Here is a 14545-nt window from a genome sequence, read left to right on the forward strand (position 1 = left end):
CGCCGCCGCGCGGATGCGCCGGGGCCAGGGCGCGGGCAGCGACCCCGACACCTGCTCGGCGACGTCGGCCGCCGCCTTCTCGATCTCCGACTTCTGTGCATCGACGGGGCCGGGCGCCCCGGTGCCGTTGCTGTCGTGCAGGAAGTCCACCCCGGCCACGCGCAGCGGGTCGCGGCGCATCTTGCGCGCCCACCGGGCGAGCGGCCAGCCCACGCTGCGGCTCCCCCGCTGCTCGTGCGCGGTCTCGGCGGTGTCGGCGATGGCCGACGCACCGCCGGCCTCCAGCAGTTCGGCGACGAGGCGCTGGCGCGCATCGGCCGGGACGGCCACCTCGGCGGTGTCGGCGCCGTGGTAGCCGTCGAACGCGTTGACCACGCGGTCCAGGTCGGCGACCAGCCGGTCGATCATCGCGCGGCGTTCGGTGACGGTCTCGACGAGCATCTCGCGCAGCGCGCGCACCCCCTCGCCCGTCAGGGTCGAGGTGGTCAGCACGCGCGGCTGCACGCCGGACTCGGTCTCCAGCAGCCGCCGCAGGTCGGTGAGGAGCTCCTCGAGCTCCGCGTGCTCGACCCGGTCGACCTGGTTGAGGACGGCGACCGTCACCGCGCCGTACCCGGACATCTCGGCCAGGTACCGGTGGTGGACCGCGGCGTCGGCGTACTTCTGCGGGTCGAGCACCCACACGAGCAGGTCGGCGGCCCCGATCATGCGGTCGGCCTCGGCGGTGTGCACCGACCGCACGGAGTCGTGGTCGGGCAGGTCGAGCAGGATCAGCCCGGAGAGGTCCGAGATGTCCTTGTCGAGTTCGCTGGTGCGCGAGTGGCGGTTGCGCTTGGGGACCCCGAGCCAGCCGAGGAGGCCTTCGGCGCCCTCGTTGCCCCACACGCACGCGTGCGCGGCCGATGTGGTGGGGCGGGTGATGCCGACACGGGAGAACTCCAGCCCGCTCAGCGCGTTGAACAGCGAGGACTTGCCGCTGCCCGTGCCGCCTGCGAGGGCGACAACGGTGTGGTCGCCCGAGAGCCGCAGCCGCGCGCCGGCGTGGTCGAGCAGGTGGCGGGCGCGGCCGATGTCCTCGGGGTCGAAGTCGTCGCGGCCGATGCCCACGAGGGTGGCCAGGCCGTCGAGCCGGGCGATGAGCTGCTCGCGGGTGACCGCGGGCATGGGCTGCCAGAACTCGCCGGTGACCGGCTGGTACTCGTCGTCATCGTCGCCGGTGTCGTGGGCGGCCGCCGGGGCGGGCGCCTCGCGGTCGTCGTCGCGCTGTGCGGGCACGGAGGCGTCGGCGTCGGGGCCGTGCGCCGGGGCCGGCGGGGCGTCGCCGGCGCTCTCGGCCTCCCCGGGGACCGTGGCGGCGGCGGGTTCCGGTGCCTTCGCGGGCGCCGCGGCGGGCGGGTCGTCGGCGGTGTCGCGCGGAGGCGCGGGCGCGGGCGCCGGATCGGCCGCCGCGGGCTCCGGAGCCGCGGGGGCCTCGGCGGCCGGCGCCCCGTCGCGGGACGGCTGCCCGGTGCCGGAATCGCCCGGTCCGTCCGCGCGGTCCTGGGCGGCCGGCCGCCCCTCCGGGGCCGCGGGTGGGCGCTGCGGGCCGGTGGCGGCCTCGGCGCGGCCGGGGCGCTCCTCGTTCTTCTTGGGCGCCGGCGCGTCCTCGGCGGACGCCGCCGCCTTGGCGGAGACCGTGCCCTTGGGCGGCGTCGCCGCCTTGGCGGACGTCGTGCCCTGCGGGGGCGTCGCGTCCGTGGACCCGACGGTCCCCGTGTCGGGCGCGGCCGGTTCCTCCGCTGTGTCGGGAGCGGGCACGGCCGGGAAGGATCCGGTGCGGCGCCCGGCGATCATGGCGGTGTCGTCGGCCTCGGCGAGGCTGCCCACCCAGGCGGCGAGATCGTCGGGGTCGTCGGGGTCGTCACGTCCGCTGTCGCCGGCAGCGGGGGGCGCCGCCGATGATCGCGCGGAACGCCGCGCGGCGGCGTGGCGGCCGTGTGCGCCCGCCGAGCGGGTGCCCCCGGGCGGCGTCGGCGTAGCGGCGGGATCGGCGGCCGGCTCGTCCCCGCCGCCGGACGCGGCGGCGTCGCCCGCGGACTCCGGTGCGGGAGCACCGCCGGGATCTGCGGCGGCCACGGCCGCCGCCTGCGGCCCGGTGTCGGTCGCGGTGCCCGCTGCGGCCGGCTGCCCGGGTTCACCTTCGGGAGGGTGCGGGTCATCGGCGCCCTGGTCGGCGGCCTGCGGTTCGTCCTCGGGCGGGCCCGCACTGGCGTCGACGGCCCGGCGCAGGGCGGGGTAGGACTCCGCGGGCGGTCCCTTGGGCCGGCTCGAAGGCCACGACGTGTCGGACGCCGGCTTCCACCCGGCCTCGATGCGTTCACTGTCGGGTACCACGTACCCGCTCCAATCCCCCTCCTCGTCAAGGGGTTCGGCGGCGGGCTGCCGGGCGGGCTCGGGATCCTGTCCCCGGGCCTGCCCGGTCTCCGCTTCCTCATCGGGGTGAGCGGGGTTCCGCTGAGTGGTCATCGCGCAATCTCAAGGTTGTACGTGGCTTGGTAGAGCTGGACGGCGGCGTCCTCGTCGGGCAGGTCGACGGCCGCCAGCGTGTCGGTGAAGCGGGTCCGCTCGTGGAGCAGCAGCACACCGATGCGGCGCCGCAGGTCGTCGCGCGCCTTGGCTTCGATGTTACGCAGCGAATCCGCTCCGAACACCCCTTTGAGCAGGCGTTGCGGCGATGGGCCGGCGGTCCGTGCGGCGCCCGCCTCGACCGCGCCGTAGCCCAGCAGCTCGATGATCAGCACGAGCGTGAAGGCGTCCTTGTCGAAGGTGACGAACCGCGCCACCGACCGCTTCGTGGCGCCATCGGCGGTCATCAGCCCGCCCACCGCCTGCTGCCACTCGGTGATGGCCTCGCGGGCGCGTCCGGCGAGGTCGCCGGGGGGTGTGCGGCCCCCGGCCCGCGTGACGAGGTCGGCGCCGCCGGGCACGGTCTCCCAGCTGTCGGCGATCTGGTCGACGGCGCGCTCGGCGTTGGCCAGGATGAGCGCTTCGAGGCTGTCGCGGAGGGCCTGCCGCAGCGAGCGGACCCGGGTGGCCGCGGCCTCGGCCTCGGTGGCCTTGCGCTTGCCCCGCATCCGCATGGTGCGCACGAGGTCGCCGCTGGCGGCGATGTCCTGCCACCGGGCGAGCACGTTGCCGCGCAGGAGCGAGCCGTCCTGCAACGCGGAGTCGATGTCGGCGACCGCGGAATCGTATCCGGAGCGCACGGCGGACTCCAGGGTCCGCCCGACCTCGACCTGGACCTCGACCTGCTTGGCGAGTTCGGGGACGCGCGAGCGGAAGCTGTCGATGACGCCGATGAAGGTGCGCCGGGACACCCGGTCGCGCCGCGCCAGGTCGCCCGCGACATCGGCGAGGTAGTGGCGGATGTGGTCGGCCGTGGTGGAGGTGAACCGCTCCCCCGCCACCTGGTCGGTCTCGGGGATGGTGAAGCGGGTGGCGTTGCCCAGGCCGTTGGCGTCGAGCATCGCGCCGAAGTGGTCCACCAGCTCGCGGCGGCCCCGCTGGGGCACCCGCGACAGGACGACCGCGAGCGAGGTGTCGCGGTCGCGCGCCACCTGGAGGAACTCCCACACCCGCGCGTCGGCGTAGCGGCGGCTGGTGGTCACGAACACCCACAGGTCGGCGGCGTCGAGGAACTTCGCCGCGAATTCGTGGTGGGCCGAGACGGCGGAGTCGACGTCGGGCGTGTCGAGCAGCGCGACGCCTTCGGGCATGGCCTCGCTGGCGGCCAGCACCAGCATGCCGTCCTTGCCGGGCATGGCCAGCCCCTTCTGGCGCACGCGTGGCAGCGTGGGCAGGAAGTGGGCCTCGCTGAACCAGTCGACGTCGGCGGGGTTGCACGCCAGCACGGGGCTGTTGGTGGTGGGGCGGCGCACGCCCGTGGTGGTGACCTGCTCTCCAACCAGGCTGTTGACCAGGGTGGACTTGCCCGCTCCGGTGGATCCCGCCACCGCGATCAGCAGCGGGGTGTCGGGGCGGCGCACCCGCGGGAGCACGTAGTCCTCGAGCTGGTGCAGCACATCGGTGCGCGCGGCTGCGCCCTCGGTGGCGCCGGGCAGCCCTTCGGCGAAATCGATGCCGCGGATGCGTGTCCGCAGCGTCTCGAGGACCTTCTCGAACCGGGTGTCGTCGGCGACGGCTCCGCGGTGCTTGGCCCGTCTGGTCCCCTGCGCGGGGGTGGTCCGCAGCGGGACCCCGCTCGGCCCTGGCGCTTCCGGCTTCACAGGCGGCCGGGACATAGCGCTTCCGCCCTTCTCATCGGTCTTCGCGGTCACAAAACCCGGTCCCCCTCGACGGGCTCATCGCCGGCAGTGTCCCCCGCCCCGGCCGCCGCCGGTGCTGCCGGATCGTCACGTCCCCCATGCAGTATGTCAAGTTCCAGGGCCTCATTGACCACTTCACCGATCACGATCACCGCAGGAGGCCGGATCCCGGCGTCCGCGGCGGCCCGCGCGGCGGTCCCCAGAGTGGCGGTCACGGCCCGCTGAGTGGGCAGTGTGGCGTCCTGGACGACGGCCATGGGCGTGTCGGGCGAACGGCCGTGGGACATCAGCGTGTCGGCGATCGCCGAGAGGCGCTCGACCCCCATGAGCGCGACGACCGTCCCCTCCGACGCGGCCAGCGCGGCCCAGTCGACGGTGGAGCGCTCACTGCCGGGGGCGATGTGCGCCGACACGATGTGGACGTCCTGGGAGACCCCCCGGTGGGTGACCGGGATGCCCGCCGACGCCGGGGCGGCCAGGGCACTGGTGACGCCGGGGACCGCGATGACCGGGATCCCGGCGGCGGCGCAGGCGGCGGCCTCCTCGCCGCCGCGGCCGAATAAGAAGGAGTCGCCGCCCTTGAGGCGGACCACGAACTTGCCCTCGCGGGCGCGGTCGACGAGGACGCGGTTGATGTCCTCCTGGGTCATCGACCTGCCGTAGGGGATCTTGGCGGCGTCGACGATCTCGACGTCGGCGGGCAGCTGGTCGAGCAGCGACGTGGGGGCCAGCCGGTCGACCACCACGACGTCGGCCTGGGCCAGCAGCTGGCGGCCGCGCACGGTGATCAGCCCGGGGTCGCCGGGTCCGCCGCCCACCAGGGCGACGCCGCTCATCCGCTCGCGTCCGCGGCGGGCGTCGAGGGTGCCGTCGGCCAGGCCGTCGACGATGGCGTCGCGCAGGCCCGCCGCCCGGCGCGGGTCACCGCCCGCCACCACGCCGATGGTGGCGCCGGCGGCGATGCCGCTGGCGGGGGTCCAGGCGCTGGACGCGTGCCGGTCGTCGGCGCGCACGCACCACAGCCGCGCGGCCTCGGCGTCGGCGGCGACGGCGGCGTTGACCGCGGGGTCGTCGGTGGCGACGTGGACGAGCCAGAAGCCGGCGAGGCGGAGGTCGCCGTCGGCATAGCGGCGCCGGTGCCAGGTGAGCCGGCCGGAGTCGGCGAGGTCCTCCAGCGCCGCCGCCGCATCGGGCGAGACCAGGGTGACGCGCGCCCCGGCGTCGAGCAGGACGGGCACGCGGCGCTGGGCGACGCGGCCTCCGCCGACCACCAGGACGTCGCGCCCGTCCATGCGCAATCCGAGCAGATAGGTCACGGGCCCCTCCAGATCTGCGCCGCCCACCGTGGTGCGAGTTGCGTGAATCCCCAAAAAAATACCGTGTCAAACAGGCGTTACGCCCGTCATCCGCGGTATGTCCGCGCGTCCCGCCCCTCCTCTTACCCTATGTGCAAGCGATCAGTGACGCTCCGCCACCCCCGCGGCGTCGAAGGTCGCTACCCCGCGCAGCGCGCGCACGGCCCCCTGGAGGAGGGGAAGTGCGAGCAGCGCGCCGGAGCCCTCGCCCAGGCGCATCTCCAGGTCGACCAGGGGGCGCAGGCCCAGGTGCTCCAGCGCGGCGGTGTGGCCGGGCTCGGCGGAGCGGTGGCCCGCGAAGCACGCGTGCAGGGCGTCGGGCGCGATCGCGGCGGCGGCCAGGGTGGCCGCTCCCGCGATGACGCCGTCGAGCAGCACGGGGACGCGCATGGCGGCGGCGCCGAGGATGAACCCGGTCAGGGCCGCGTGCTCCAGCCCGCCGACGGCCGCGAGCACCCCCACCGGGTCCTCGACGTCGATGCGGTTGACGGCGAGGGCGCGGCGCACGACCTCGATCTTGCGCTCGTGCATGGCGTCGTCGGCCCCGGTGCCGCGGCCGGTGACGTCGACCGGGTCGGCGCCGGTGAACGCCGCGATCAGCGCCGCAGACGGGGTGGTGTTGGCGATGCCCATGTCCCCGGTGATCAGGCAGCGGTTGCCGGCCGCCACGAGGTCGCGGGCGACCTCGATCCCGGCCTCGACCGCGTACTCGACCTGGGTGCGGGTCATCGCCGCCGACTTGGTGATGTCGGCGGTGCCCCGCGCGATCTTGCGCGGCAGCAGGCCGGGCGAGCCGGGCAGGTCGGCGGCGACCCCGACGTCGACGACGGTGACCTCGGCGCCCACCTGCTCGGCGAAGGCGTTGACCACCGCGCCGCCGCGCAGGAAGTTCTGCACCATCTGCGCGGTGACCTCTTGGGGGTAGGCGCTGACGCCCTGGGCGTGCACCCCGTGGTCACCGGCGAAGATCGCGACGGCGGCGGGCTCGGGGACCGGCGGCGGGCACTCGCCGGCGAGCCCGGCCAGGCGGATCGAGACCTCCTCCAAGACACCGAGCGAGCCCGCGGGCTTGGTCATGCGTCCCTGGCGCTCGCGCGCGTCATTGACCGCTCTCTGGTTGAGCGGGCCGATGGCGGCGATGGTCTCCTCCAGCAGGCTCGTCGGGTCCTCCCCGGGCAGGCCGCGGCGGCCGTAGTGGCCGCGGTGCACGGCCCAGGTGAGCGGGCGGCCCCGGGCCCAGCCCCCCATGGCCAGCTCGGGTTCGGGCGGGAAGTCGTCGACGTAGCCGACGCACAGGTAGGCGACGACCTCCAGGTGCGGGGGGAGGTCGAGGGCGTGGGCGAGTTCGCGCTCGTGGAAGAAGCTCACCCAGCCCACGCCGAGCCCCTCGGCGCGGGCGGCCAGCCACAGGTTCTCGACCGCGAGCGCCGTGGAGTAGGAGGCGGTCTGCGGCTGGGAGTGCCGGCCCAGCGTGTGGCGTCCGCCCCGGGTGGGGTCGACGGTGACGACGATGTTGACCGGGGTGTCGAGGATCGCTTCGACCTTGAGCCCGGTGAACGCCCGGGCGCGGGCGCCGGGCAGGGCGCCGGCGTACTCCTGGCGCTGCTCGTGGACGAGGTCGCGGATGTGGGCGCGCACGTCCTCGTCCTGGACGATGATGAAGTCCCAGGGCTGCGAGTAGCCGACCGAGGGCGCCTGGTGGGCGGCCCCCAGGACCCGGATGAGCACGTCGTCGGGGACGGGGGTGGTGCGGAAGCCCATGCGGACGTCGCGGCGCTCGCGGATGGCGCGGTAGACGGCCTCGCGCTCGGCGTCGCCGTAGGCGTGCGGGTCGGCGGAGACGGTCCCGGGCTCAGGGTCGGCGGGCGCCTCGGGGGCGGGGACCGGGCCGGGGTCCTCGGCGGGTTCGGGGGCGGGCTCCGCGGTGGCGTAGGGGGCGGCCTCGACCTCGGCTTCGGCCGGGGGCTCGGCTTCGGCCTCGGGCTCCGGGGCGGGTTCGGGCGCGGGCTCCGGCTCAGGGGCGGGCGCAGGGTCGGGGGCCGGCGCGGTGGCCTCCGGCTCGGGGGCGGCCTCGGCTTGCGGGGCGGGCTCGGGGTCGGCGGCCGGTGCCTTGTGGCGGGGGGTGCCGGCGGGTACCGGTGCCGGGCGCTCCTGGGTTCCGCCCCGGAACGGGATCACGTTGGGCTTGCGGGGGGTCGCGGGCTCGCGAGCGGGGGTGTGGAAGGGGTTGGGCCGCGGCGCGGGCTTGCCGGCGCCCCTCCCCGCTTCGGGTAGATCGTCGAGGAGGCCGCCGAACGCCGGGGCGGCACGCCCGCGTTCGTCCGACGGTCCGCGGCGACCGGCCGGCGGGCGGTGGTCGTCACCGGTCATGGTGTTCCTCCGGTGCTTTCAAAGGCTGCTACCTGCATGTTCGTCCCCCCTCATCGCCGCTGCCGCAGGGCGCCGGACGCGTCGTCTTCCGGACCCGCCACGGTCTCTCCGGTCACGCTCGCCTCCTCGCTCCGCTCCAACGGCCACGCGATCACGCCCTCCGCTCGGGCTCAGAGCAACTCTGCCAGAGTCCGCGCCATCCGGAGAGAGGTCCAACGGTCCCGCACCGCTATGCGCAGCCAGTCGGGCCCCAAACCGGGAAATGTGTCGCCGCGGCGCACGGCGATGCCCGCGGCGCGCAGCCGCGCCCGCAGGCCTTCGCCGTCCACCGCCTTGACCAGCAGGAACGAGGCGGCGGCGCCCGGTGTGACGTGCAGCCCGGCGCCGGTGAGGGCGTCCGCCAGTGCGGCACGGTCGCCGGACATACCGCGTGCCCACGCATCGGCTTCGGCGACGGCCTCGGGGGTGCAGCAGGCCTCGGTGGCGGCGAGCGCCGGGGTCGACACCGACCACAGGGGCTGCGCCGCGGCCAGGCGGGTCACCAGGCCGGGATCGGCCAGCAGGTACCCGGCGCGCAGGCCGGCCAGCCCCCACGTCTTGGTGAGGCTGCGCAGCACGACCAGGCCGGGCAGGTCCGCGCGCCCGGCCAGGGATTCCGGCTCACCGGGGACGCAGTCGGCGAACGCCTCGTCGACCACCAGGGTCCGCCCGGGCCGCGCCAGCCGGGCCAGGCCCGCGGACGGGTGGAGCACGGAGGTGGGGTTGGTGGGGTTGCCCACCATGACGAGGTCGGCGTCCTCGGGGACCCGGGCGGGGTCGAGCAGGAAACCGGGGGCGGGCAGCAGCACGCGGTCCACGGTGTGGCCGGCGGCGCGCAGGGCCGCCTCGGGCTCGGTGAACTGGGGGTGCACGACCACGGCGCGGCGCGGGGCGAGGACCCGCGCCAGCAGCACGAACGCCTCGGCCGCACCGGCGGTGAGCAGCACGGCACCGGGGTCGCGGCCGTGGCGCGCGGCGACGGCGGCGCGGGCGGCGCGGGGGTCGGGGTAGGCGGCGATGCCGGAGAGGGAGGCCGCGATCCGCTCGGCCAGCCACGCGGGCGGGGTGCCGGCGCGCACGTTGACGGCGAAGTCGAGCAGCCCGGGCCCGGTTTCGGCGTCGCCGTGGTGGTGCAGGTCCACGTCGTGGACGGACGCCCGGCGCTCGTCGCCTCGGACCGGGTGGCCGATGCGGGGGGCGCCGGTGGGCGCCGCCGCATCACGGCGTGTCATCGAGACCTCCTGAGCGCAGGGGACGGCGCGCCCGCTGACCGGTGCCCGGCGTTCGGCCGGAAGCGCCCCGACAGCGTACACACGGCCCGTCCCGGCCCCGGCGGCGCACCCGGGAACGGGCGGCGGCACCGGGAGGCGCGGTGTCAGGCTCCCGGCCCGGCGAAGGCGCCGACGGCGGAGAAGGCCAGCCCGGCGAAGCGCTCGCCGATGAGGCGGTGGGTGGCGGCGTCGGGGTGGAGCCGGTCGGGCAGCGGCAGCTCGGCGGAGTCGGCCGCACCGTAGAGCTCGCGGCCGTCGAGGTAGTGCAGGTTCGGGTCGTCGGCCGCCCGCTGTTGCACGATCCGGGACAGCTCCTCTCGGATGACGGTGAGCGTCAGCTTCCCCGCGGCGCGCTCGGCGGGGTCGCCGGTGGCGCGGAAGGAGACGTGTCCGGACTCCAGGGCGGCGAGGTCGAAGGCGCCGGGGCCGGGCGTGTCCTCGTGGATGGGGCACAGGATCGGCGCGATCACCAGGAGCGGCGCGGTGGGGTGGCCCTCGCGGACGGTGTCGAGGAAGCCGTGGACGGCGGGGGTGAAGGCGCGCAGGCGCATCAGGTCGGCGTTGACCACGTTGATGCCGATCTTGATGCTGACCAGGTCGGCGGGGGTATCCCGCAGGACGCGGGCGGTGAACGGGTCGAGCAGGGCGCCGCCGCTGAAGCCCAGGTTGACGAGGTCCACGCCGCCGCGGGAGGCGGCGAGGGCGGGCCAGGTGGCGGTGGGGCTGTCCGCGTTGGAGCCGTGGCTGATCGAGCTGCCGTGGTGCAGCCACACGCGCCGGTCCCCGGCCGGTGCGGGTTCGACGGGGGCGTCGGTGCGCAGGGCGATGAGTTCGGTGGTCTCGTTGTGCGGCAGCCAGATCTCGACGTCCTTGGCCTCGGTGCCGCCGGGCAGGCCGGCGAAGCGGAGCGTGCCGACCGGCCCCGGGCGCCTCTCGGTGGCGCCGGTGGCGAGGTCGACGGTCACGGTGGCGCCGCCCGGCACGCTCGCCTGGCCGCTCAGGCGGCCGTCGACGACCAGGTCGTAGACGCCCTCCGGGCGGGGCGGGGCGCCCGCGTAGATGCGTTTGGTGGGCAGCGTGTACAGCTCGACCGCGGTGGCACGGGTGCGGAAGGCCACCCGCACCCCCGACGGCTGGGCCTCGGCCATGGCCAGCTGCGGGTCGGGGAACTGGGCGCGCGCCCAGGCCGGCAGCCGGTGCGGCAGCAGACCGTTCTCGGTGCGCTCCACTTCGAGGGCGCCGCGCAGCAGGTCCGCGGTGACGGGCGTGGTGATCAGGGCGTTTCCGGTGTGCATGGTCTCAACCTGGTGGTCGTGGTGGCGTGGTGTCAGGGCGTCGTCCGGCCGCTCACGGCGCGGGCCAGTTCCGCAGCAGGGCGTCCAGGGCGTCCAGGGTCCGCTCCCAGGTCGCCTGGGTGTCGGGGGCGCTGTGGCTGAACCCGCCCCCCAGCTCGAGGGTGACGTAGCCGTGGAAGACGCTGCCCAGCAGCCGCACCGCGTGCGTCTGGTCGGGCTCCGTGAGGTCGTAGCCGCGCAGGATCGCCCGTGTCATCTGCGCGTGCCTGGGGCCTGCGCTGGCGATGGCGGTCGCGTGGTCGAGCCGCAGTTGGGCCGCCGCGTAGCGGCCCGGGTGCTCCCGGGCGTAGTCGCGGTAGACGTTGGCCAGGGCGGCCAGGGCGTCCTTGCCGGCGCGACCGGCCAGCGCCGCGGCGCCGCGGTCGGCGAGCTCCTCGAGGGCGAGCAAGGCGATCCGGGTCTTGAGGTCGTGGGAGTTCTTCACGTGCGAGTACAGGCTCGCGACCTTGACGTCGAAGCGCCGGGCGAGTTCGGAGACGGTCACCTGGTCGAAGCCGACCTCGTCGGCGAGCTCCGCGCCCGCCCGAGCCAGGCGCTCCGTGGTCAGCCCGGCGCGCACCATGGCCGCTCCTTCCGTTGTCCCACCGTTAATGGATTTTGCCTAAAACCCTTAGGCAAATTAGCATACGGCATATGAACCCGATGACGGAGCGCGACATCCGCGCCGCGTTCGTGAACTGCACCAAGGGCGAGGCCAAACGCCTATCCGTCCCGCGCGACCTGGCCGACCGCCCCTGGGAGGACCTGGACTATCTCGGCTGGCGGGACCCCCGCGCCCCCGAACGCGCCTACCTTGTCGCCGAGCTGGACGGCGGCCCGCGGGCTCTTGCGCTCCGCTGCCCTTCCCCTGCCGCCGGGGAGAAGCGGCGCGGCATGTGCTCGCTGTGCGTGACCACCCACAGCGGAGGCGTCAGCCTGATGGTCGCGCCGAAGGCGGGGAAGGCCGGCAAGCAGGGCGACTCGGTGGGCATCCACATGTGCAGCGACCTCGCCTGCTCGCTGTACGTCCGGGGCATGAGGGACCCGGGCCCCGGCCCCCGGGTCCCCGAGACGCTCAGCCCGGAGGAGAAGATCCAGCGGACGGTGGCCAACCTCTCGGCGTTCTTCGCCAAGGTGCGCTCCTGACGAAGAGGCGGGCCGGTGGGTGAGCACCTCCGCCGCCCGGAACGGCGGTGTCCTGGGCCCTGTTCTTGGGACCGAGCGGTGCCCGCGGACGTCAGCGGGCAGCAGATACCGCGCCCGTCGCCTCCGCTCCCCCCTCCCGCGCCACCGCCACGGTCGCCCGCGCCGACGCGCGCTTGCCGGCCACCAGGTCGGCGCCGCCTCCGCCCGCCTCGGCCGCACAGTGCAGCGCGGCCGCCTCGGCGACGCTGGGCGTGCCCGTTGCGGCGCGGACGCGCTCGCCTGGGTGCGGCACGTCGACGGCCGCCAGGGCCGCGGCCGGGTAGGCGACCACCGGCCAGCCGCGTTCCCGCGCGGCCGCCAGGATCCCGGCCTCATCGGCCTTGGCGTCGGCCGTGGCCACCGCGCGAACCCGGGCCGGCGACAGGCCCGCGCCGGCCAGCACGGCGTCGATGAGCGCGCCGACCTCGGCGGCCGTGACCCCGCGCCGCGCACCGACCCCCACGATCAGGGACGGTTCCGGTCGCGCGACGGCGTCATCCGGCGGTTCGGCCGCCCCGCCCCGGCGACCGCCGGACGGGTCCGTTCCCCCCACCCTCCGGCCTCCCCCGCTGCCGCATCCGCTGACCGCCTCCGGCCGCATCCTCCCACCCCCGATTCCCACCCCGCCTCCCGCCGTCGGCCGAGGGCGCGGGGCCGCGTAGCCTGGGCGGTCGTCGGATGACCGGAAGCCGGCAGATCGGGGGGCAGGGTGGCGCAGGTGCCGCGGGTGGTGATCGCGGCCCCGGCATCGGGGAGCGGGAAGACCACCGTCGCAACGGGGCTCATGGCGGCGCTGACCGCCCGCGGGGAGCGCGTATCGGGCCACAAGGTGGGGCCCGACTACATCGACCCCGGCTACCACGCCCTGGCCACCGGCCGCCCGCCCCGCAACCTGGACCCGGTGCTGTGCGGCGAGGACCGCATCACGCCGCTGTTCCGGCACGGTGCGGCCGGAGCCACGATCGCCGTCGTCGAAGGCGTCATGGGCCTGTTCGACGGCGCCGCCGAGCCGCGCCACTTCCACGGGCCGGGCGACGCCGGGTCGACCGCACACGTGGCGGCGCTGCTGGGCGCGCCGGTCGTCCTCGTTGTGGACGCGTCCCGGGCCGGCCGGTCCGTTGCGGCCGCGGTCCACGGGTTCTGCACCTACGAGACCCGCGTCCGGGTGGGCGGGGTGATCCTGAACCGGGTCGGCTCCGACCGGCACGAGGCGCTGGTGCGCGACGCGCTCGACGGCGTCGGCGTGCCCGTTCTGGGAGCGCTGCGCCGGCACGAGGCCGTCGCGACCCCGTCGCGCCACCTCGGGCTGGTCCCGGCCGCCGAGCGCGCCGCCGAGGCGCAGGCGGCCGTGGACGCGCTCGGCGCGCTGGTCGCGGACTCCTGCGACCTCGACGCCATCGTGGCGCTGGCCCGCACCGCCGCCCCGCTGGCCGCGCCCGCGTGGAGCGCGGCGGACGAGATGGGCGCCGCCTCCGGCGGCGGGCGTCCGCTCCGGGTCGCCGTCGCCGGCGGGCCCGCGTTCACCTTCGGCTACACCGAGCACGCCGAACTGCTACGCGCCGGGGGCGCCGAGGTGGCGCCGGTGGACCCGCTGCGCGACCCGGCCCTGCCCGAGGGAACGCACGGCCTCATCCTGGGCGGCGGCTTCCCCGAGGTGCACGCCGCCGAGCTGTCGGCCAATGCGCCGCTGCGCGCGGCGGTCGCCGGCCTGGCCGGTCGAGGCGGACCGATCGCCGCGGAGTGCGCGGGCCTGCTCTACCTGGCGCGCAGCCTGGACGGCGCGCCGATGTGCGGCGTCGTGCCCGCCGAGGCGCGCATGACCGGGCGGCTCACGCTGGGTTACCGCAGCGCCGTGGCCGTCTCCGACTCGGTGCTGGCCCCCGCGGGGACCCGGGTGCGCGGGCACGAGTTCCACCGCACCGCCGTGACCCCCGCGAGCGGGGCCGCACCCGCCTGGCAGTGGAAAACCGGTGGCGCCGAGGGCTTCGCCGCTGCCAGGCTGAACGCCTCCTACCTCCACCTGCACTGGGCGGGCTCGCCCGGCATCGCCGCCCGGTTCCTCGGCTCGGTGCGGGCCTTCGCCGACGGGAGGACGCCATGACCGCGACGCAACAGGCGCCGATGATGCCCTCCGTCATCCTGCGCACCGAGCGGCTGACCCTGCGCGCCTTCACCGAAGCCGAGATCGGCCCGGTGCTCGCGGCCGCCCGCGACCGGCTCACGCAGCGGTGGCTGCCCCTGCCGGAGCCGGGGCGCGCCTACACCCGCGCCGACGCCGAGCGCTGGTGCCTGATCGAGGCGCCGAACGCCCGGGTATCGGGCGACGGCCAGCAGTGGGCCGCGATCGAGACCGCGACGGGCACCTTCGCCGGCACGGTCGGGCTGGTCCGCACCGCGTGGAAGGCGAAGGTGACCGAGGTGGGGTACTGGCTGGCGCCGGAGGCGCGCGGGCGGGGGCTGGCCACGGAGGCGGTGATCGCCGTCTCCCGCTGGGCCGTGCTCGACCAGGGGTTCCAGCGGGTCGAGCTGAAGGCGGGCACCGCCAACACCGGGTCGCGCGCCGTTGCCGAGCGCGCGGGGTTCACCTTCGAGGGCGTCGAGCGCAGCGCGATGCCCCTGCACACGGGGCGCACCGATCTCGCCGTCTACAGCCTGATCCCCGCCGACCTGGGCTGATCCCGTCTCCG

11 protein-coding genes are annotated in these 14545 nt (G+C 75.9%); 3 read left to right on the top strand and 8 right to left on the bottom strand.

What is annotated here, in order from left to right; genetic code table 11:
- The 7 genes from ACFOVU_RS25285 to ACFOVU_RS25315 form a co-directional block, all read right to left on the bottom strand.
- On the bottom strand, window positions 1–2505 hold a 2505-nt coding region (locus ACFOVU_RS25285; protein ID WP_378537576.1), incomplete at its 3' end, for a GTPase.
- Entirely contained in the window at window positions 2502–4280 is a 1779-nt protein-coding gene (locus tag ACFOVU_RS25290; RefSeq protein ID WP_378537578.1) for a dynamin family protein, read from the bottom strand. The genes ACFOVU_RS25290 and ACFOVU_RS25285, both read right to left, overlap by 4 nt.
- A 32-nt stretch (window positions 4281–4312) precedes the next feature.
- Window positions 4313–5620 (bottom strand): uroporphyrinogen-III C-methyltransferase, encoded by a 1308-nt coding sequence (gene cobA / locus ACFOVU_RS25295; protein WP_378537580.1) that lies wholly within the window; start codon window positions 5618–5620, stop codon window positions 4313–4315.
- Between the two features lie 141 nt (window positions 5621–5761).
- Window positions 5762–8029 carry a nicotinate-nucleotide--dimethylbenzimidazole phosphoribosyltransferase gene (cobT, locus tag ACFOVU_RS25300; protein WP_378537582.1) on the bottom strand — a complete coding sequence of 756 codons (2268 nt, stop codon included), beginning with the start codon at window positions 8027–8029 and terminating at the stop codon, window positions 5762–5764.
- Between the two features lie 170 nt (window positions 8030–8199).
- A complete protein-coding gene (gene cobC, locus ACFOVU_RS25305; protein WP_378537583.1) occupies window positions 8200–9300 on the bottom strand; it encodes an Rv2231c family pyridoxal phosphate-dependent protein CobC in 1101 nt (366 codons plus the stop codon).
- 143 nt (window positions 9301–9443) lie between these two features.
- A complete protein-coding gene (locus ACFOVU_RS25310; RefSeq protein ID WP_378537584.1) occupies window positions 9444–10634 on the bottom strand; it encodes a GDSL-type esterase/lipase family protein in 1191 nt (396 codons plus the stop codon).
- Between the two features lie 52 nt (window positions 10635–10686).
- Window positions 10687–11256, bottom strand: coding sequence for a TetR/AcrR family transcriptional regulator (locus tag ACFOVU_RS25315; RefSeq protein ID WP_378537586.1), 570 nt, complete (start codon window positions 11254–11256; stop codon window positions 10687–10689).
- A 71-nt stretch (window positions 11257–11327) separates the two neighbouring features.
- Here ACFOVU_RS25315 and ACFOVU_RS25320 point away from each other — a divergent pair, with 71 nt between their 5' ends.
- Window positions 11328–11819, top strand: a complete 492-nt coding sequence (locus ACFOVU_RS25320; RefSeq protein WP_378537588.1) for an FBP domain-containing protein — start codon at window positions 11328–11330, stop codon at window positions 11817–11819.
- A gap of 91 nt (window positions 11820–11910) precedes the next feature.
- On the opposite strand, the gene ACFOVU_RS25325 is transcribed toward ACFOVU_RS25320, so the two are convergent.
- Window positions 11911–12321: a cobalamin biosynthesis protein gene (locus ACFOVU_RS25325; RefSeq protein ID WP_378537589.1), complete on the bottom strand. Its 411-nt coding sequence runs from the start codon at window positions 12319–12321 to the stop codon at window positions 11911–11913.
- Between the two features lie 264 nt (window positions 12322–12585).
- On the opposite strand from ACFOVU_RS25325, the gene ACFOVU_RS25330 reads away from it, so the two are divergent.
- Together ACFOVU_RS25330 and ACFOVU_RS25335 are read left to right on the top strand one after the other, a co-directional pair.
- Window positions 12586–13959 carry a cobyrinate a,c-diamide synthase gene (locus tag ACFOVU_RS25330; RefSeq protein ID WP_378538217.1) on the top strand — a complete coding sequence of 458 codons (1374 nt, stop codon included), beginning with the start codon at window positions 12586–12588 and terminating at the stop codon, window positions 13957–13959.
- Entirely contained in the window at window positions 13956–14534 is a 579-nt protein-coding gene (locus ACFOVU_RS25335; protein ID WP_378537591.1) for a GNAT family N-acetyltransferase, read from the top strand. The genes ACFOVU_RS25330 and ACFOVU_RS25335 overlap by 4 nt, the downstream gene beginning before the upstream one ends.
- Window positions 14535–14545 lie beyond the last annotated feature (11 nt).

Source organism: Nocardiopsis sediminis (assembly GCF_042650565.1).
Lineage (GTDB): Bacteria > Actinomycetota > Actinomycetes > Streptosporangiales > Streptosporangiaceae > Nocardiopsis_B > Nocardiopsis_B sediminis.